An 18,995-nucleotide genomic window follows, 5' to 3' on the forward strand; every position below is an offset into this window, starting at 1 on the left:
TCCCTTCGGTTTCGCCGAAGTCTAACATTGGAAAAGCCAGATTGCGGATATGTGGAGCCGTCGCTACGATTCGTCGAATGAACCAGCTTTTGTTACTTTCAGGTGCGGGATTGCTGGCGGGTGCGATGAATGCGCTCGCTGGAGGTGGCTCGTTCGTCAGCCTGCCCGCATTGATTCTGGCAGGCGTGCCACCGGTTCAGGCGAACGCATCGAGTACGGTCGCGTTGTTCCCTGGCGGCGTCGCGAGCGCCTGGGCATATCGCGACGGGCTCGGCCCGATCGGCACGGTGTCGCTGCGTCCGTTGCTGGCGATCACGCTGGCGGGCGGCGTCATCGGTGCGCTGCTGCTGTTGTGGACGTCGCCGAAAGCGTTCAACTTCGTGTTGCCCTGGCTGCTTCTGGTCGCAAGCCTCGCGCTCGCGTTCGGACGCGGGCTCGGTGAACGGCTTCGCCGGCGCTGCCACATCCGGCCTTCGGTGGTGATGGCGGTGCAGTTCGCGCTTGGCGTCTACGGCGGATATTTCGGCGGGGCCGTCGGCATCATGATGCTGGCGATCTGGGGGCTACTCGACAGTGGCGACCTCAAGCGCCTGAACGCGCCGCGCACGCTGCTCGTCAGTTCGGCGAACGCGATGGCCGTGCTGACCTTCATCATCGCGCACGCCGTACACTGGCCGCAGACGCTGCTGATGCTCGTCGCCGCGATCGTGGGCGGTTACGGCGGCGCGCAGATCGGCCGCCGCGCGCCGGCCGCCCTGATCCGCTCCGCCACCCTGCTGCTGACCGTCTGCATCACGCTGGCGTTTTTCGTGCGCGCCTATGCGCCCGCATTCAAATAATCGCCGTGGCGTGCCGTTTTATCGTTGTCAGGAGGGCGAATCACGCATCGCTTCCTGACATCGAAGTTGTGAACCAGGAGACGTGTGATGATTTCAGCCCTGCTCGACACAATGGGTGCGCTGGCGATCCTCGCCAGCGTGGCAGCGAAGATCGTCATGATCCGTCACATGCGGGAACACGACAACATCGCCCGGTCCGCTATCGATCAGCCCGCACCGGTCGCTTCGTCCGGCAAGCACGCAGGCTGAGTGATATCGCCACGTTCTCGGCTATTGCGCGACGCGGCGATGCCGCGCAACCGGCGCATCGAGCGTTCGGGATGGATCAGCCAGAGCGCGGCCACACCCGCTGCGACGAGCACCGAGCCAAGAAACAGAAATCCGTGTTCGAAGCCCACCGCCTGGCTGTGCGCGGCGCCGACGAAGCGCCCCATCAGTGCGGGCGCGACAAATCCGGCGAGCGTCGCGATCGAATTGTTGATGGCAAGCCACGCACCCCGCTGCGCAGGCGGCGTGACTTCACCGATCATCAACGGGCCGAACAGAAAAATCAGCTGGCCAAAGCACGCACCCAATGTCAGGCAGACGATTTTCAAAGGCGCGCCGATACCGGTGGTCATGCAGATGAATGTAAGCCCGGTCAATGCGATCGCACCGCTCGTGATAAAGCCGCGTGATGCGCGCGATGAAACACCTTTGTCGAACAGATACTGCGAGAACCACGACATCACCAGCGAAGCAGGAATCGCCGCGCCGACGATGACCGAAAAGAGCCAGCCGGCGTCAGTCGCGGAATAGCCGAGGCCCAGCCGCAGATAAGCGGGGAACCACGTGAAGCACAGCGAAAGCGCGAGAAATCCCGCGAACGAAAGCAGAAAAATGCCGACGAGCGTCGGATCGGACATCAGCGCGCGGTACGGCACACGAGCGGGCGCACACACCTCGGCGCGAGCGGAAACCGAAACGGAATGCGGCGCGTCGGTCGCATCCTGCTTCGAAGATTCGTCGACGCTGCCTTCCGCGCCCAACAGCAGCCAGAGCATGGTCCAGATCGCGCCGACGACGCCAAGCGCAAGAAACGCCGCGTGCCAGTCATAGTGAATCATCAGCCACGTCAGACACGGTCCCGCCACGAGCATGCCCATGTTCGCGCCCTGCTGCACGATCGCGGTCGGGATATTGCGTCTGCTGTTGTCGAACCATTTGTATGTGGCGTGGACCGCGAGCGCGTAGGCCGGTCCTTCGCCCGCGCCGAGCAGCACGCGGCATGCGATCAGCAGCGGAAACGACACCGCGCCGACGAGCGGAAACTGCACGGCCGCCCACACGATCGACAGTATCGCCAGCAGCCATTTCGTCTTGACCCGGTTCGCGATAAAACCGAAGACGATTCCCGAAATCGAGAACAGCACAAAAAAGCTGCTGCCGACGAGACCCAGCTGCCCGGGTGTCAACCCGAGGTCGTGCATCATCGGCACGGCCGCGAGGCCGATCACGGCCTTGTCGGCGAAATTGATCAGCATGAACAGGAACACCAGCGCCACCACAATCCACGCACGCCATCGGCGGGTCGATTCTTTCAACATGTCTCCTCCTTGATTCGTACAGTAAGCGCCGGTCCGGTCTCGAATGCCGGATTGGTGCGGTCAATGCGCGCGCCGGCTTCTCATGATTCGATGCGCCGGATCGGGGGCCACGAAAAGCGCTGCTCCAGGTGCGCCGCCCCCGGGATATACACGCGCAACGTCACGTAGAACGGCGCTGCCGGTGCGGGCAGCCAGTTGCATTGAAGCGCGGCGTCCCGCGGCACCTGCGCCGACAGTCGCAGCGTCAGCCCCGCTTCGTCATGACGCAGGTGCGCGGAGCGATCGCCGATCGAGTAACGGTCGATGACGTTGTCCACCAGCATGCACGACGCCTTGTCGTACATCGTCAGCGACCAGAACGCCTGCGCCTGCGGCAGACCGCCCGGCGCGAACGTCAGTTCGTACGCGTGGTGTCCGTCGAGCGGCCGTCCTTCGCTGTCGCAATCCGCGGAGAAATACATCGCCTCCTCGATGCCCAGTGCGCCGATGTAGTTCCAGCAGACATGCGCGCGTGCGAAGTAATCGTCGCCGAACGAATCGCGCACATCGACCGTCAGGAACCAGCCGCCGCCGAGCGCCGACGGATGCGGCACGTCCAGCTCCGCGATCACGCCTTCGAGCGCGGCACCGAGCACGGCGAACGGTTCCGCGTCAGACGCAGCGGCCGTCGGCGCATCGAAACCGGCGCCGATGCCGACAGCGGCGAACCGGCCGGAATACGCACGCTCGGCAGCCGGAGGCGGATTGCGCAACAGCGCGGCGTTGACGACTTCGGCATAGCGGCGCGCGTCGCCCACCGTTTCGCTTCGCTCCATGCCGACGTCGAAGCGTCGTTGCGCGGGGCCTCCATCGATCGTCGTCAGAAGAAAGCGATCCTGCAGCGCGTGCACGGCCGGCAGATCCTGCGGACCATCCACCAGCACGCGCCCGATCATCCAGACGTCGCGCGTCGGGCAGGCGACGGGCGTGATATCCGTCAGATCGAGATCGGCGGGCAGCGGCGTATCGCGGTGATACAGCAGGAATTTTCCCGCGCCGTTGCCCGTCGTGCGCGTGCCGATCGAGTTGAACGGATTCGTATAGAAGTCCAGCAGGCCAAGCACGTAGTAGCGGCCGGCCGTGTCGGGCACCGTCAGCAGCAGCGGCGCTTCGCCGACGTCGAGCCACGCGCTGATGTACAGCGTGTCGTTATTGGGCGTCACGACCTTGCGGTGCTGAGGACCGAGTAGCTGGCGATCGAGCATCAGACGGTTGATCCAGCAGAGCGTCGAATCCGGGCTCTCGCCGGCGAACTGACCGCTGTCATTGCGGCGCGGACACGTCGTCGCGCGCGAACGCGCCATTTCGTAGAGCGGCAGCGTGTAGATCACGGCATCGCGGGCGAGCGTGGCGAGATCATCCGCCGGGTTCGGGGTTGCAACTGCATGCGCGCGCGTCGTGGCGCGTTCGCTTGTGGAAAGGGACATGAATACCGCTCCGTAAACAGGACGAAAGAGACGGGGTCAAGCCTACGCCAGCCAGTGCATAACGGAATCAGGGTTTCGCTATGTTAAACACTTTGGACGGGACCCCTGCCTATACTGGCCTGACACCACCCCGCGGGTGGACGCAGTGTGCGATGACCATCGCTGGTGAAACGGCCCTGGCGCCGTACGTTGCCCACCGCCCGCGCAGACACGTAGACACCGCATTCACCCAGGAGGACGTTCCAGCATGACCAGTAGCACTGCACAGGAAGAATGGGCCTACGTTGCCGGCGTTCAGGCTTACGTCTACGGCTATCCGCTCGTCGAGATCGTCAGGACGTGCGCGCTGATGACGGCCGTCGATGCGCCCACCGGATACGGACGCGCGCCGGTCAACCAGTTTTCGCACTGTCCGCGGCCGTGGACGCATGAGGACCGCGACGTCGTCACGCCCGCCAACGACCTGCTGTATTCGATGGCCTGGCTGAACCTGGCCGACGGCCCGGTCGTGCTGGCGACGCCCGCGCCGACCGGCCGTTATTTCGTCATCGAACTGGTCGACGCGTACAGCGACAACTTTCGCAATCTCAGCCCGCGCGTCGTGGGTCCGGGCGCATCGCGCTTCGCGCTGGTGGGTCCCGGCTGGTCCGGTACGTTGCCCGACGGCACCGAGGAAATCCGCTGTCCGACGAATCTGGTATGGGTGCTGGGACGCGTGCTGATCGACGGCCCCGACGACATGCATGAAGCGCGCGCCTTCCAGGCGCAGTTCACGCTGACGGCGACCGGCAGGAGCCGCCTGCCGCAGTCGGTCGTCGACTATCGGCCGTCGACGTCCCCGGACATCGCGTTCTTCGACAATCTCGCGCGCGCGATGCAGGACAATCCGCCCCCCGCGGCCGACGCGGGCCTCGTCGCGCAATTCGCGCGCATCGGTCTCGGAGGCCGCCAGCGTTTCGATGCGGGACCGGCCAGCGAAGCGCGGCTCGCGGGCCTGCAACGTGCTGCGAAGGCGGGCGCGCAGCTCATCGAAGGCCATACGCGCAGCCGTCGCGCGCTGCCGTGGTCGATCAACTACGCGGGCGGGCGCCTCGGCACCGATTACCTCGCGCGCGCGTGCACGGCGATGAAAGGCCTCGGCGCACTCGCCAGCGACGAAGCGCTCTACGCGCTCGGCGACTTCGACGCGAACGGCGAGCAACTCGATGGCGCGCGGCAATACGTGCTGCATTTCCCGGCAGGACAGCTGCCGCCCGTCGACGCGTTCTGGTCCGTGTCGATCTACGGAAGCGACTTCTTCTTCGCGGACAACCCGATCCGGCGCTACGCCATCGGCGACCGTTCGCGCGACCTGCGCCGCGGCAAGGACGGATCGCTCGATATCCACATCCAGCACACGGAACCGCGACAGGGCATCTCGAACTGGCTTCCGGCGCCCTCAGGACGCTTCTATCTGATCCTGCGCCTGTACCATCCGCGCGACGAGATCCTGAAGCGCGACTACGTCATTCCGGCTGTCCAGCGAGTCGACGAAAGCACGGCTGGCTGACAGGCGATGCGGCCTGTCCGGAACACCCGGACAGGCCGCTTTTCACGCAACATCCCGATTACGCAGTCGTTACACCGTCATCACGCCGCTTCTCCACCACGCGATGGCGTGCCTGCCGCGCTCATCGGCACATCGTTTGTGTTCACGGGGCACAGCCGCTGCAACCGGTGCACGGACCGTTCCGGATTCATCAGCCACACCCCCAGCAGGCCAGACGGCACCAGCACGCAGCCCAGCACGGTGAAACCGTGTCTGAAGCCTTCGGCGACACCGCCCGCATCGCCGACAAAATGGCCCATCAGCGCCGGCGCGACGAGTCCCGCGAGCGTGCCAAGCGATGCATTGATGCCCAGCCATGCCGCGCGCTGCGACGTGGGTGTCACTTCAGCGATCATCAGCGGCGCGAAGAAGAAAATCAGCTGGCTCAGCACGTTGCTCGCCGCGAGGCACGCGACCTTTGCGCCCGCGCCGATCTCCATCGTCGTGCCGAACAGCGCGAGCCCCGCCAGCGCGATCGGCACGCTCGCCATGGCGCCGCGCGAGACCCGCGAACTCATACCGCGCGCCGCCATCCATTGCGAAGCGGCTGAGATGGCGAGCGTCGCCGGAATGCCCGCGCAGACGATCAGCGAGAACAGCCAGCCCACATCCGCCGCCGGATAGCCGAGCGCAAGACGCAGATAGACGGGAAACCACGTGAAGCCCACCGACAGCACGGCGTATCCGACGAAGGTGAGCACCACGCATCCGAGCAGCGTCCGGTCGCATATCAGATCGCGATAACGCACGCGCACAGGCACGGACGCCCGCACCCCGCCGTTCACGGGCGAAGCGCCCGCGTGATCGTCGACCGTGCCTTCCTCGCCGAGCAGCAGCCACACGACGGTCCAAACGCAGCCCGCCAGTCCGAGCGCGAGGAACGCGCTGTGCCAGTCGTAGTGAATGATCAGGTAAGTGAGGACCGGACCCGCCACCAGCATGCCGGTATTGGCACCCTGAAGCAGAATGGCGCCCGGCAGGTTGCGTCTGCTGTTGTCGAACCACTTATACGTCGCGTGGAGCGCGAGCGGATACGCCGGTCCCTCGCCCGCGCCGAGCACCACGCGGCATGCGATCAGCAGCGGAAACGACGCCGTGCCCGCCAGCGGAAACTGCACGACGGCCCAGGTGATCGACAGCACCGCCAGCAGCCATTTCGTCTTGATGCGGTTCGCCGCGAAGCCGAACAGCACGCCCGAAATCGAGAACAGCAGAAAGAAGCTGCTGCCGACCAATCCGAGCTGCTGCGGCGACAACCCGAGATCGTGCATCATCGGCACGGCGGCCAGCCCGACAACCGCCTTGTCGGCGAAATTGATCAGCATGAACAGGAACATCATCACGACGACCACCCACCCGCGCCATCGGGTTGCTATGGGGAACATGTTTCCTCCTTGACCGCAGCATGCCAGATGCGCTCGTTAGAACCGCTCCTGCAACGCGAGGCGCACACCGATCTGATGATCCGTCGTGGACGGGCTGAAGCCGCTGATCGAAGCCACCGCCGGCTGGCCGAGCGAATCGCGGCCGCTCGCGCGCTGCAGCACGGTCAGCAGATAGACGCTCGTGCGCTTCGACAGGTTGTAGATCGTGCCCAGATCGAGCTGAAGATATTTCGCGCCGCCGTCGCCGTTCACGGAGTTGCGGTCCGTGTAGTGGATCGCGCTGCCGACGAGCCACGCTGGCGTGATCTGCGAGCGCGCGCTCAGCTCGAAGCTCGTGAACGCAGCGGTACCCGTGTATCCCAGCGGGTTCGGACCGGACGACGAACCGAGCCCCTCGAAACGCGTGTTCGTCACGACGAAGCCGAGCGTGACCGGGCTGAACGCATACTGGAGCGCGGCGCCTGCGATCTGGGTCGTCTTCGCGGACGCGTAGCCCGCATCGACCGGATACGATTCGGGCGTCGCGGGCGAGCCGAATGAACCGATGTTGTTGGCCGTCGTCGTGCCCTTGTTCGGCGTCGTGCCATACAGCGACACGTTCGGGTCGCGCGCGTTCAGGTAACCGGCCGCGACCAGCAGCGAGCCCACGCCGTAATGCGCACCGAGCGACCAGAGCTGGTTCTGCGTCACGCTTCCGGCGACGCCGCCAAGGCTGTAGAGACCAGCCGCCGCGAAACCGCGGTAATCGGGCGTGCGGTACTTGATCGCATTGTTGATCCGGCTCGTGTTCGACAGGCTGTCGACGTCGTCCGGCTGCGCGCCCATATAGCCGGCCCATTGGCCTGTCGCCGTCAGCGGCTGCACGAAGTCGGTGTACGTGTCGTATTGCCGGCCGACCGTGACGCTGCCGAATCCGCCCTGCAAACCGATATACGCCTGGCGGCCGAACTCCGCGCCGCCCTGGGCGAGCGCGCCGTTGTTCAGCGTGTAGCCGCTTTCCAGCACGAACACGGTTTGCAGGCCGCCGCCCAGATCCTCGACGCCGCGCAGGCCCCAGCGGCTACCCGCGACGCCGTTCGCGCTCCCGTCGGACATCGCGAACTGGGACGCGCCGTGCAGTCCCGACGCCGTTCGCGATGTCTGGGTGTTGTTGACGTACGTAAGGCCGATGTCGATCAGCCCGTAGAGCGTAACGCTGCTCTGTGCGTGTGCGCTGAACGCGAATGCGCCGAGCAGCCAGCCGAGGTGCCGGATTTTCATGGACAAGTCTCCAATGTCAGATTTTGTTTATGTAGGTAAAACCAGTGCGGAGCGATGAAACAGTCACGGCCATTTCGAAACCCGAATGCGTCTCTAACGCGCGGGCGTCGCGTACTGCCTGAGCGCGCGCTGCGCGATCGCGGCGCGATGCACTTCCGATGCGCCATCGAAGATGCGAAACGGGCGCACCTCGCGATAGAGCGCGGACAACACGGTGTCGCCCGAAATGCCGAACGCGCCGGTCAGCTGCACCGCGCGGTCGACCACCCGGCCGACGGCCTCGGAGACAAAGACCTTCGCCATCGACGATGCCTGCTTCACGGACTGTCCGGCGTCCATGCGCGTCGCGACGTCGTACGTCATCAGGCGGGCGGCATACAGGTCGATCTGCGAATCGGCGATCAGCGTCTGCACGGCCTGGTGTTGCGCGAGCGGCTTGCCGAACGAGTCGCGTCCCACGACGTAGCGCGCGGCGATATCGAGCGCGCGTTGCGCCGCGCCGATGAACCGCATGCAATGCGTGAGACGCGCCGGCTCGAGCCGCAGCTGCGCGTGGCCGAAGCCTTCGCCGACCTGGCCGAGCACCGCGTCGTCGCCGACCATGCAGCCCTCGAAGGCGAGTTCGCAATGCGAGCTGATGAAGCCGTCGAGCGCGTCGATCACGCGCACCATCCGGTAGCCCGGCGTATCGGTATCGACGATGAACATCGTCGGTCCGCTGTCGGTCTGCGCCATCACGATCGCGAAATCCGCGCCGAGCGCGCCGCTGATGAACCACTTGCGCCCGTCGATCACCCACCGGCCGTCGCGCCGGGTTGCGCGCGTGAGCAGCATCGACGGATCGGAACCCGCGCCCGGCGGCGGCTCGGTCATCGCGAAACACGATCTCGCGGCGCCCGCCGCCAGCGGCTTCAGGTAGCGCTCGCGCTGCGCATCGGTACACAGGCTCGCGAGCATCAGGATGTTGGTTTCGTCGGGCGGTCCGGCGTGCAGCGCATGTGGACCGAGCAGGCTGCGTCCCGCCTCTTCGAGAATCACGGCGCGCTCGCGAAACGACAGCCCGAGGCCGCCGAGTTCGCGTGCGATGCCAGGGCCGAGCACGCCGGCGTCGCGCGCTTTCTCGCGCAGGCGGTGAATGACCGCGTCCTGGGCGGCGAAGTCGTGCGCCAGTGCGTTGTCCTCGCACGGGATCACGTCTTCGTCGATGAACGCGCGTACGCGCAAGCGAAGCGTTTCTAGCGGCGTCTGGTTCGCGTTCATAAGGCTGTCTCCCGATGCGGTGCGTTTCATGCATGCGCGTGCGGGGCGCGCGCGACTATCAGCGCATCGGCGGCGCAGGCGAGCTGTCCGTGCGGCCGGGCAATAAACGGATTGATGTCGATCGACTCGATCGTGTCCGCGTTCGCCGCCGCGAAACGCGACAGCGCGGCAAGTGCTTCGGCGATGGCGTCGACGTCGACGGCAGGTTGGCCGCGCACGCCGCCGAGCACCGGCCAGCCGCGAATCTCGCGGATCATCCGGTGCGCTTCCGCGAGATCGAACGGCGCGCGCCGGAACGTCACGTCCTTCAGCACTTCGACGAGAATCCCGCCGAGGCCGAACATCACGACCGGGCCGAACACCGGATCGCGCGTCACGCCCAGGATGCATTCGACGCCGTTCGCGATCATCGGCGCCACGAGCGCGCCGTCGATCCGCGCGCCGGGCACGGCACGCGCGGCGCTCTGCGTGACGCGTGCAAACGCGTCACGCACCGCTTCCGCATCGGCGAGGTGAAGCGCGACGCCGCCCACGTCGGACTTGTGCGCGATGTCGGCGGACAGCACTTTCAGCGCGACCGGAAAGCCCATCGCCGCGGCGGCCGCGGCCGCTTCGCCGGCCGTCGACACCGCGCGGCTTTGCACGACCGGAATGTCCGCCGAGGCGAGCAGTTGCAGCGCGGCGGCTTCGTCGAGACGCTCGCTTTGCAGGACCACCGGCTCGGGCAGCGTAATGGGCGCGGCGGCGCGCTCGAAATGCCGTCGAAAGCCGTGCAATGCCGCAATCGCGCGCACGGCGGCGGCGGGTTCCTCGAACGTGAGGCAGCGCTGCGCTTCGAGGAAATTGCGGTTCTCTTCGTCGAAAATCGACACGACCGCGACCGTCAGGTCGGGATGCGCCGCGCGCACGCGCGCCCAGAGATCGGTGACGAGCGGCCGGTGCTGCGCCGACATCCCGGTGACGGCCTGAAACGACACCAGCGCGTCGTAGCCGCCGTGCGCGAGCATCGTGTCAACGGCGTCGCCCAGCAGCGCGGTGTCGTTGAGCACCTGGCCCGTGATGTCGACGGGATTGACGGCGGACGCAAACGGCACACGCTCGAGAATCACCTGCTGCGCCGCCTGCGGCAGCGCGGGCACCGACAGGCCGAGCCGGTGCGCTTCGTCGACCATCAATACGCCCGCGCCGCCCGAGATCGACACGATGCCGAGCGCGTCCGACGCGGGCATCGGCGCGACCGAACACGCATAGCCGATGTCGAACAGTTCGTGGATGTCGTTCGCGCGGTAGACGCCGTACTGACGCAGCACCGCATCGTAGATTTCGTCGCAACCGGCAAGCGACGCGGTGTGCGACGCCGCCGCCGCCGCGCCCTGCGTCGTGCGCCCGACCTTGCACATCACCACTGGCTTGCGCTGCGCGCGCGCAAGCTCGAGCGCCGCGCAAAGCTTGTCGCCATCGCGCGCGCCTTCGAGATAGCAGAGGATCACAGAGGTTGCCGGATCGAGCGCCTGCCACGCGAGCGCATCGGCGAGTTCGATGTCGGCCTCATTGCCCGTCGACACGAAATGACTGACGCCGAGGCCGCGCCGCTGCGCCAGCATCAACGCGAAGATGCCGAACGCGCCGCTCTGGCTGATGAGTCCGATGTTGCCGCAAAGCGGCGCGGCGATTTTCAGCGCCGGCGTGAAGGTCGCATAGACGCGCTGATGGTTGTTCACGAAGCCGAGACAGTTCGGCCCGAGCAGCCGTATTCCGCTTTCCTCGACAAGCGCGCGCAGGTTGTTCTGCGCGCGCCGGCCTGCGTCGCCGGTTTCGGCAAAGCCTGAGGAAAACATCACGATGGAGCGCACGCCCGCGGCGGCGGCATCCTCGACGGCCGACATGACACCGGAGGCGGGCACGGCGCAGATCGCCATATCGATCGGCGCGCCGACGTCGCGCAGGGAAGGCCACGCCTGCAGACCCTGGATGCGATCCTGCTTCGGATTGACCGGATAGATCGCACCGGGATAACGCTGGCTCAGCAGATATTCGACGGGCAGCCCGCCGATCTTCGCAGGGTTCGACGACGCGCCGACCACGGCGATGGATGCGGGTTTGAACAGGGCGTCGAGCGCGGCGTGCTCGCTGGAAGACAAGGGCATTGAAACCACTCCGGAACGGAAACTGAAGATGTGGTTCAAGCCTAACAACCTGGCAGGATGCCGATATTAGGGTTTCGCTATGTTAAACACCGATGCGCCGCACGCCGCGCTGTGCTTGAATAGGCGAAGCGCTAAACCACGCGCATTTTTCCGCTCACGTTCATGCTTATGACCCAACATCCGTCCCGCAATCCACAGTTCGCGACGACGCTCGCGCATGGCCTCGAACTGCTGAACTGCTTCAAGCTCGGCGAACCGGTTCTCGGCAACAAGGAATTCGCCGAACGGACCGGCCTGTCGAAAGCGACCGTTTCGCGCCTCACGTACACGCTCGCGATGATCGGATTCCTGCGCTACGACAACAGCGTGCGCAAATACCGGCTGGGGTCGGCGGCGGTGTCAGTGGGTTATCCGTTCCTGCAGGGCATGCGCATCCGGGAGCTGGCGCGACCCCTGATGAAGGAACTCGCCGACGCGGTACGCGGGTCCGTTTCGCTCGGCATGCGCGACCGCACGCAGATGGTGTATGTCGAAACGTCGCGTCGGCACGAATCGCCTGCGTTCCGGCCGGATACGGGTGCGACACTGCCGGTGCTGGCATCGGCGATGGGGCGCGCGTGGCTGGGACGCGCCACGCCTGCCCAGCGCGATGCGGTGCTCGAACTCGTGCGCACCCGCGATCCGGTGCAATGGGAGACGTGGCACGCATCGCTCGCGCCCGCGTTGCGCGCGTTTACGAAGCGCGGCTTCGCGATCAGCGAAGGCGAAATCAAGCGCGACATCCACGCGGTGGCCGTGCCGATGCGCACGCCGATCGACTCGGAGATTTTCGTTTTCAATTGCGGCGTGCCGCGGATCCAGCTCGGCCGGCATACGCTCGTCGACGAAATCGCACCGAAGCTGATTCATATGGTCGAGAGGCTCGAACGCGAACTCGAGGCACAGCAGGACGTCGCACTGGCCGGCAAATAATCATGAAACACTTAACCATGAACCGCATTCATAAGGAGTCCCGCCATGTTCGCGCTGCCTGACGACGATGACCGCCAGTTCGCCGTCACGCTGGCGCGCGGGCTCGAAATACTGCGCTGCTTTCTTCCCGGCGAAAAGATGCTGGGCAATCGTGATTTTGTCGAACGCACGGGGCTGTCCAAAGCCACGGTTTCGCGGCTGGCCTTCACGTTGACGGAGCTCGGCTATCTGCGTCACGACGTCGAGGCGCGCAAGTACCGGCTCGGTGGCGGCGTGCTGTCGATGGGCTATCCGCTGCTGGCCGGCATGCGCATCCGCCAGATCGCGCGGCCGTTCATGCGCGAACTCGCGATGCAGATACGCGGCGCCGTTTCGCTCGGCATGCGCGACCAGGCGAACATGGTCTACATCGAAAGCTGCTCGGCGGACAAACGCTCCGACGCGCGGCCCGACGTCGGCGCGGCCCATCCGGTTCTGCGCATGGCAATGGGACGGGCATGGCTGGCGGGCGTCGGCCCCGAAGAACGCGAAGTGGCGCTGAACCAGCTACGCGTCGGCGTGCCGGATCAATGGCAGCGGTACCGGCCGCAACTGGATCAGGCGATGCGCGACTATGCCGAACTCGGTGTGTGCGTATCGCACGGCGACATGCAGAAGAACGTATACGGCATCGCGGTGCCGCTGTGTGCGCCGGTCGACTCGGAAACGTTCGTGTTCAACTGTGGCGTGATGGATCACACGCCACAGGCGCGCGCGCTGCTCGACGACGTCGCGCCACGGCTCATCGCGATGGTCGCCAATGTCGAGGCCGCGGCGGGTTTGCGCCAGGCGGCCGGCCTGTAGCGCTTCCCCGTTGCGGCGGGCAACGCGTCGCTTCGTGGCATCACGACTGGTCACGAAGGTCCGGTGACGGGCGTGTCGTCGTTGCCGGCGACCTTTGTGACAACAGCCTTGCGACCCGCTGTTACGTCAGAAGTCGAAACGCGCGTTCAGCGACAGCGTGCGCGGCTCGCCCGGCGTGATGTAGTCCGCGTACTGGTATTCCCAGTAACGCCGGTTGGTCAGGTTGTCGATCGCCGCGCGCACCGACACGCCGTGTCCGGCGATACGTGTCGAATACGTCGCGCCCAGATTCACCAGCATGTAGCCTGGCGCGTTCAGATCGCCCGACGGCCGCACGGGCGTATTGCCGGTGAACTTGGCATCCGCGCCGATCTTCAGACCCGGCACGTACGGCACTGCGTAGTACACGTGCGCAGCCGCGACAAAACCGGGTGCGCCGGCGACGCGGTTGCCGTCGTTAGTCGACCCCTTCTCGTAGTGCGTCGCGATCCACATCAGGTCGCCACCGACAGTCCAGTTGTTGCCCAGGCGCACGTCGGTTCCGGCTTCGATACCCTGAAAGATCGACTCGCCATCCTGCACGTAGACGTTGGCGCTGTTCGCGTACTGCGCGCCGCGTTCGATGCGAAACAGTGCGGCAGTCGCGCTCCAGCGGTCATGATCGCTCTTCACACCGACCTCGTACTGCTTGCTGCGCAGCGGCTTGAGCAGTTCGCCGCCGTTTGCGTAGGCCTCGTTCACCACCCTGCCAGGTTCGAGCGACTCGACGTAGCTCGCATACAGCGTGGTGGTCGGCGCGAGCCTGAACATCACCGCGACGGACGGCGTCAGCACGCCGTTCTGCGAATACGTCGATGCGGTCGCGCCACTGACGGTGTAGCCGTGCTGCTCGTAGTTCGTATAGCGCACGCCGCCGAGCACCGACCAGCGTTGTGTCAGCTGGATCGTGTCGCTGGCGAAGAGCGCCTTCTGCGTGATGTCGCTGTCGCGATAGGTATAAAAGCCGCTGCTGTCGTATCGGTTCGTGTTCGGCTCGTGGATATTGCCGACACCGATCGGGCCGTAGAAGCTGTTGGCGCCGTAGTCGTTCGTCTGCTTCTGGTACGCGCCGCCGAACACGAGCTGATGCTGGAGCGGACCGGTCCTGACGTTACCTTCCGCCATCACCTGCCACGCGCTGAGCATGTGGCCTTCCTTGCCCTGGAAGCGCGTATCGGAGTAATCGCCGGACGGATCGAGCAGATAGAACGTGCTCTCATTACGGTCGCGCGTACTCTTGCTGAAGCTGTACGTCGCGCTGACGGTCCAGTCCTGGTTCAGGTTGTAGTGCAGGCCGCCGGTGTAGAGCTGCAGGTTCGTGTTCAGATGCTGGTCGGGCGTGATCAGGTTGCTGCTGCCGCCGCTGATGCGTCCCGGCAGCGATGTGCCGTCATACAGCGCCGTGGAGAGCGCTGTCGTGATGCCCGACGCGTGGCGTTCCTGATACAGCGCGCCGAACGTCGCCGTCAGGTCGCGGGTCAGGCGCGCGTCCGCGGCAAGCGAGAACGCGTCGCGCCGCACGTTGCCATCGTTGTAGGTCTTGCCTTCTTCATGCGTCGCGTTGAAGCGGTAGCCGAACATGTTATCCGGACCGACGCGCCCGCCCAGATCGAGATGCTCCGACCAGATCGCGGTCGAGCGGTATCCGACGTCGACGCTGCGGATCGGCGTGCCGGAAACCGGCGGCTTTCTGGTCACGTAGTTGACGACGCCGCCCGGCGAGCCAAACCCGTACATGAAGCCGGACAGGCCTTTCAATAGTTCGACGCTTTCCAGCTGTTCGTAGGGCAACGTGATGCCATAGGCGTTGAACGGCTGACCGTCGATCTTGAAGCCGTTCTGCCAGTCGAGCTGCATGCCGCGCACCGTCACGTACGAGGCCCACGCGTTGTACGGATTGCTGTTGTCCGAAACCGATGCATCCTGCGCGAAGACGTCGCCGAGCTTGTTGGCCTGACGATCCATCAGTTCCTGGCCGGTGACGACCGTCGTCGAATACGGCGTGTCGAGTTGCGAACGCGAACCCAGCGCACCGCTGCTGACGTCACGCTCGAGATGCTGGCCGGTGTCGTCGCGTGCGCTCTGGGAACTGACCTTCACGGCGGGGAGAACCTGTTCGCCCGAAGCGGGCGCTGGACTTCCCGCTCCGGCGTCCTGCTGCGCCAGTGCGGCATGACTCGCCGCGAACATCAGCACCGCTGCAACGTGCAACGGTTTAACCGTCACCGCTTTTCTGAATCCGCCCGTCCTGCGCACCGCATTTTTCATTATTTCCCCGTGGCTCAATTTTCCCGCGCGAATACGAATAGTTCGCATTTACAAAAACAGGGATTCTGCCGGCAAACCAGGGGATTTGTAAACTACCTTGCGGCGCGGCTGGCTAGCCGACTGGCCAGGCAAAGCGGAATGCCTTCCGCGCCGACGGGGTAAGCAGCCGCTTACGGACAACTTGCGGCCGAGGCCATCAGTCGCTAAAATGCGAATCATTCTTATTTACGAACAGAGCCGATTTCCCGTGTTTTCCGTCGCGCGCCCTTTTACCGTCCAGCCCGTGCGCGTCCGCGCAACCTCCCGCACGACATGAGGCCGCTGCTCGTCCGCCTGCATCGCTGGATGGGCGTCGTGACGGCGCTGTTCCTGTTCGTCGCCGGGCTGACCGGCGCGCTGATCGCATGGGATCATGAACTCGACGCGGCACTGAACCCGATGTTCTTCAACGCACGCACGCAGGGGCCGGCGCTGCCTTCGCTGGAACTCGCAAAACGCATCGAGGCGGCCGATCCGCGCTTTGACGTGACGTATCTGCCGCTCGGCGTCGAACCCGGCAAGACGCTACAGATGATGGTGCTGCCGCGCACCGATCCGAAGACCGGCCAGCCGTATGCGCTCGGCTTCAACCAGCTGGCCGTCGATCCCGCCACCGGCGAGATTCAGGGGCGTCGCGAATGGGGCGCGGTCTCCATCGCGCGGATCAACCTGATTCCGTTCATCTACAAGCTGCACTACACCCTGCATCTGCCGTTCATGGGCAGCTTCGATACGGGCACCTGGCTGATGGGCATCGTCGGCATCGTGTGGCTGTTCGACAGCGTGATCGCGCTCGTGCTGTCGTTCCCGAGCGTGAAGGCGTGGCGCAAGTCGTTCGCGTTTCGCGTCGGACGCGGCGGCTACGCGCTCACGTTCGATCTGCATCGCTCGGGCGGCGTCTGGATCTGGGGCGTGCTCGCGATCGTCGCGCTGACTTCGATATCGATGAATCTGTCCGACCCGGTCGTGCGGCCGGTTCTTTCGACCGTATCGACGCTCGAACCGACGCCCTTCAACAACCCCGCATTGATGCGCAAGGGCACACCGGGCCAGGCGCCGCTCACACCCGAACGCATCGTGCAGATGGCCGAAGCCGCCGGCCGCGAGCGGGGCCTCGCCGCGCCGCCGGGCGCGCTGTATTACGTGCCGTCATTCAACGCATACGGCGTGGGCTTCTTCGCGCCGGGCCACGATCACGGCGACGCCGGTCTCGGCAACGCATGGCTGTACTACAACGCGAACACCGGCAAGCTCGCGGGCGGATCGATTCCGGGCAAGGGCTCAGCCGGCGATATCTTCATGCAGGCGCAATTCCCGCTGCATTCGGGCCGCATCCTCGGCATCGGCGGACGGATCATGATGAGCTTCATCGGCATCGCGGTGGCCGTGCTGAGCGCAACAGGCCTGATGATCTGGCTGAAGAAGCTCGGCGCCCGGCGTCGCTCCGCGGCAGCGGCAGCGGCCGCCGCGCGTTCGCGCGTCACGCGGGAGTCCGCGGCGCAGTCCTGAGCGCCGCTGCGTCCATGCGGCACTTCGCGCTGCGATCCTGAAACGCGACGACGCGCGCGAGCACCCTGTTCGTCGAAGCGCTGTGGCTTAATACGCGGGCACGCCGTGCCGCCTTCCACGCGACTTCGCCATCGACATCCAGGTCATCTCATGTCTTCTGTTGCCGCATTCAAACTGGTACTGCTTTCGCTCATCGCGATCATCGGGCTCGAACTGCTCGCCAAACGCCTGCGTCTGCCACCCGCCGCCGCGTTGCTGATCGGCGGCATGGGCATGGCGTTCGTGCCGGGCCTGCCGCCCGTCAATCTCGATCCGGCGCTCGTGCTGATCGTGTTCCTGCCGCCGCTCCTGATGGACGGCGCATGGTTCTCCGTGTGGGACGAGTTCCGGCGCGATCTCGTCGGCATCCTGCTGCTGGCGATCGGCGCGGTCGCGTTCACGACGCTCGTCGTCGGCCTGATCGTGCATCTCGCGGTGCCCGCGCTGCCGCTCGCCGCCTGCTTCGCGCTGGGCGCGATCGTCTCGCCGCCTGACGCCGTCGCGGCGAAGGCCGTGCTCGAACGCGTCGCGCTGCCGCGCCGCCTGATGGTGCTGCTGGAAGGCGAAAGCCTGTTGAACGACGCGGCCGGCCTCGTGCTGTTCCGCTTCGCCGTCGCGGCCGCGTTGACCGGCGTGTTCAGCGCGCCGCACGCCATCGCGAGCTTCGCGCTTCTCGGGCTCGGCGGCATCGCGGTCGGTCTGGCCACCGGGTGGCTCTTCGTCAGGCTGCTGCGCTTTCTGAACGACTCCGGCGAGCTGTATCTCGTCATCACGGGCTCGGTGCTCGCCGGATGGATCAGCTATATCGCGGGCGAAATGCTCGAAGTCTCCGGTGTCATCGCGACGGTCACCTGCGGCATGGCGCTTGGCTGGCATCAGCACGAAATCCTCTCCGCCAACGCACGCATTCGCGGCACGGCGTTCTGGCAGGTGATGATCTTTCTGCTCGAGGCGCTGGTCTTCATCCTGATCGGCATCTCGCTGCGCGGCGTGATCGTGCGGCTTGGCGGCGTCGGCGATGCGCTGGCAACGCTGGCGCCGGCGACCGCAGCCGTGGTCGGTACCGTCGTGGTGTCGCGCTTCGTGTGGGTGTTCGCCGTCGACGGGCTGCACGGCGTGCTGCACCGGCGCATGCGCAAGGGCGCCCATGCGACCGACTGGCGCGCCGCCACGATCAAGAGCTGGGCCGGCATGCGCGGCGTGGTGACGCTGGCCGTCGCGTTGTCGCTGCCGGATGAAATGCCGGGGCGCGACCTGATTCTCGTCGCCTCGTTCGCCGTGATCCTCGTGACGGTGCTCGTGCAGGGCACGACGATCGGACCGCTGATCCGCTGGCTTGGCCCCGAGCAGCGGGCCGAACGGAACCCCCGTCATCTGACGGAGCCGCAGGCGTGGGCGCACGTCGAAGCCGCGCAGTTCACCGCGATCCAGCCGCTGGTTCACGATGCGGATGGCACCGTGATTCACCCGCGCCTGCTCGAACAGTACAGCTACCGCGCGCGTCTCACGAACTCGTATCAGGACCAGACTGAATTCCCCGCCGACCTGCGGGCCGCGCATTACGACGTCGTGCTGACGGCGATCGCGGCCGGCCGCGTCGAACTGCTGCGGATGCGTCGCGAAGGATTGATCCACGACGAGCTGCTGTGCGCGCTCGAACAGGATCTCGATTTGCAGGAAGTGTCGGCGCGTCTCGCGCGCGGATAAGCGCGAGTTGCCGGATGAACTTCAACAAGTCACCCCGATGGCCGAACT

14 protein-coding genes are annotated in these 18,995 nt (G+C 65.6%); 7 read left to right on the forward strand and 7 right to left on the reverse strand.

Going from position 1 to position 18,995, the window contains the following annotated elements; translation table 11 throughout:
- Window positions 1-77: 77 nt before the first annotated feature.
- Window positions 78-839, forward strand: coding sequence for a sulfite exporter TauE/SafE family protein (locus LPA34_RS15580; protein ID WP_228979635.1), 762 nt, complete (start codon window positions 78-80; stop codon window positions 837-839).
- Window positions 840-926: 87 nt separating this feature from the next.
- The gene (locus tag LPA34_RS15585; protein ID WP_228979639.1) at window positions 927-1,088 is read left to right on the forward strand and encodes a hypothetical protein; all 162 of its coding nucleotides are present in this window, start codon (window positions 927-929) and stop codon (window positions 1,086-1,088) included.
- Here the strand turns inward: LPA34_RS15585 and LPA34_RS15590 are convergent.
- On the reverse strand, window positions 1,046-2,425 hold the full coding sequence (locus LPA34_RS15590; RefSeq protein WP_228979641.1) for an MFS transporter: 1,380 nt from the start codon (window positions 2,423-2,425) through the stop codon (window positions 1,046-1,048). The two genes, LPA34_RS15585 and LPA34_RS15590, sit on opposite strands and share 43 nt — an antisense overlap.
- An 80-nt stretch (window positions 2,426-2,505) precedes the next feature.
- Window positions 2,506-3,891, reverse strand: a complete 1,386-nt coding sequence (locus LPA34_RS15595) for a DUF1254 domain-containing protein (protein WP_228979643.1) — start codon at window positions 3,889-3,891, stop codon at window positions 2,506-2,508.
- 247 nt (window positions 3,892-4,138) lie between these two features.
- Here LPA34_RS15595 and LPA34_RS15600 point away from each other — a divergent pair, with 247 nt between their 5' ends.
- Window positions 4,139-5,440, forward strand: coding sequence for a DUF1254 domain-containing protein (locus LPA34_RS15600; RefSeq protein ID WP_228979645.1), 1,302 nt, complete (start codon window positions 4,139-4,141; stop codon window positions 5,438-5,440).
- Between the two features lie 80 nt (window positions 5,441-5,520).
- Here the strand turns inward: LPA34_RS15600 and LPA34_RS15605 are convergent, their stop codons facing one another.
- The 4 genes from LPA34_RS15605 to LPA34_RS15620 form a co-directional block, all read right to left on the reverse strand.
- On the reverse strand, window positions 5,521-6,864 hold the full coding sequence (locus tag LPA34_RS15605; RefSeq protein ID WP_228979647.1) for an MFS transporter: 1,344 nt from the start codon (window positions 6,862-6,864) through the stop codon (window positions 5,521-5,523).
- Window positions 6,865-6,900: 36 nt separating this feature from the next.
- Window positions 6,901-8,124, reverse strand: coding sequence for a porin (locus LPA34_RS15610; protein WP_228979648.1), 1,224 nt, complete (start codon window positions 8,122-8,124; stop codon window positions 6,901-6,903).
- A gap of 93 nt (window positions 8,125-8,217) precedes the next feature.
- Window positions 8,218-9,384, reverse strand: coding sequence for an acyl-CoA dehydrogenase family protein (locus LPA34_RS15615; protein WP_228979651.1), 1,167 nt, complete (start codon window positions 9,382-9,384; stop codon window positions 8,218-8,220).
- A 26-nt stretch (window positions 9,385-9,410) separates the two neighbouring features.
- Window positions 9,411-11,531: an acetate--CoA ligase family protein gene (locus tag LPA34_RS15620; protein WP_228979654.1), complete on the reverse strand. Its 2,121-nt coding sequence runs from the start codon at window positions 11,529-11,531 to the stop codon at window positions 9,411-9,413.
- 168 nt (window positions 11,532-11,699) lie between these two features.
- Between LPA34_RS15620 and LPA34_RS15625 the strand changes: the two genes are divergently transcribed.
- Together LPA34_RS15625 and LPA34_RS15630 are read left to right on the forward strand one after the other, a co-directional pair.
- On the forward strand, window positions 11,700-12,503 hold the full coding sequence (locus LPA34_RS15625; RefSeq protein ID WP_324251750.1) for an IclR family transcriptional regulator: 804 nt from the start codon (window positions 11,700-11,702) through the stop codon (window positions 12,501-12,503).
- Window positions 12,504-12,548: 45 nt separating this feature from the next.
- Complete coding sequence (locus LPA34_RS15630) at window positions 12,549-13,346, forward strand: IclR family transcriptional regulator (RefSeq protein ID WP_228979658.1); 798 nt, start codon at window positions 12,549-12,551, stop codon at window positions 13,344-13,346.
- 126 nt (window positions 13,347-13,472) lie between these two features.
- Here LPA34_RS15630 and LPA34_RS15635 read toward each other — a convergent pair whose 3' ends face one another.
- Window positions 13,473-15,653 (reverse strand): TonB-dependent siderophore receptor, encoded by a 2,181-nt coding sequence (locus LPA34_RS15635; protein ID WP_228979664.1) that lies wholly within the window; start codon window positions 15,651-15,653, stop codon window positions 13,473-13,475.
- A gap of 312 nt (window positions 15,654-15,965) precedes the next feature.
- On the opposite strand from LPA34_RS15635, the gene LPA34_RS15640 reads away from it, so the two are divergent.
- Together LPA34_RS15640 and LPA34_RS15645 are read left to right on the forward strand one after the other, a co-directional pair.
- Window positions 15,966-17,201 (forward strand): PepSY-associated TM helix domain-containing protein, encoded by a 1,236-nt coding sequence (locus LPA34_RS15640; protein WP_228979666.1) that lies wholly within the window; start codon window positions 15,966-15,968, stop codon window positions 17,199-17,201.
- Window positions 17,202-17,351: 150 nt separating this feature from the next.
- Window positions 17,352-18,947: a Na+/H+ antiporter gene (locus tag LPA34_RS15645; protein ID WP_228979667.1), complete on the forward strand. Its 1,596-nt coding sequence runs from the start codon at window positions 17,352-17,354 to the stop codon at window positions 18,945-18,947.
- Window positions 18,948-18,995 lie beyond the last annotated feature (48 nt).

The sequence above is a fragment of the Paraburkholderia gardini genome, from assembly GCF_907164575.1.
In the GTDB taxonomy this organism is placed as follows: domain Bacteria; phylum Pseudomonadota; class Gammaproteobacteria; order Burkholderiales; family Burkholderiaceae; genus Paraburkholderia; species Paraburkholderia gardini.

Excerpts from the sequence above, each read along its gene's own strand:
- LPA34_RS15645 (WP_228979667.1), top strand. The coding sequence starts at position 17,352 with ATGTCTTCTGTTGCCGCATTCAAACTGGTACTGCTTTCGCTCATCGCG.
- LPA34_RS15585 (WP_228979639.1), top strand. The coding sequence starts at position 927 with ATGATTTCAGCCCTGCTCGACACAATGGGTGCGCTGGCGATCCTCGCC.
- LPA34_RS15615 (WP_228979651.1), bottom strand. The coding sequence starts at position 9,384 with ATGAACGCGAACCAGACGCCGCTAGAAACGCTTCGCTTGCGCGTACGC.
- LPA34_RS15580 (WP_228979635.1), top strand. The coding sequence starts at position 78 with ATGAACCAGCTTTTGTTACTTTCAGGTGCGGGATTGCTGGCGGGTGCG.
- LPA34_RS15595 (WP_228979643.1), bottom strand. The coding sequence starts at position 3,891 with ATGTCCCTTTCCACAAGCGAACGCGCCACGACGCGCGCGCATGCAGTT.
- LPA34_RS15620 (WP_228979654.1), bottom strand. The coding sequence starts at position 11,531 with ATGCCCTTGTCTTCCAGCGAGCACGCCGCGCTCGACGCCCTGTTCAAA.
- LPA34_RS15605 (WP_228979647.1), bottom strand. The coding sequence starts at position 6,864 with ATGTTCCCCATAGCAACCCGATGGCGCGGGTGGGTGGTCGTCGTGATG.
- LPA34_RS15600 (WP_228979645.1), top strand. The coding sequence starts at position 4,139 with ATGACCAGTAGCACTGCACAGGAAGAATGGGCCTACGTTGCCGGCGTT.
- LPA34_RS15630 (WP_228979658.1), top strand. The coding sequence starts at position 12,549 with ATGTTCGCGCTGCCTGACGACGATGACCGCCAGTTCGCCGTCACGCTG.
- LPA34_RS15625 (WP_324251750.1), top strand. The coding sequence starts at position 11,700 with ATGACCCAACATCCGTCCCGCAATCCACAGTTCGCGACGACGCTCGCG.
- LPA34_RS15610 (WP_228979648.1), bottom strand. The coding sequence starts at position 8,124 with ATGAAAATCCGGCACCTCGGCTGGCTGCTCGGCGCATTCGCGTTCAGC.
- LPA34_RS15640 (WP_228979666.1), top strand. The coding sequence starts at position 15,966 with ATGAGGCCGCTGCTCGTCCGCCTGCATCGCTGGATGGGCGTCGTGACG.
- LPA34_RS15635 (WP_228979664.1), bottom strand. The coding sequence starts at position 15,653 with ATGAAAAATGCGGTGCGCAGGACGGGCGGATTCAGAAAAGCGGTGACG.
- LPA34_RS15590 (WP_228979641.1), bottom strand. The coding sequence starts at position 2,425 with ATGTTGAAAGAATCGACCCGCCGATGGCGTGCGTGGATTGTGGTGGCG.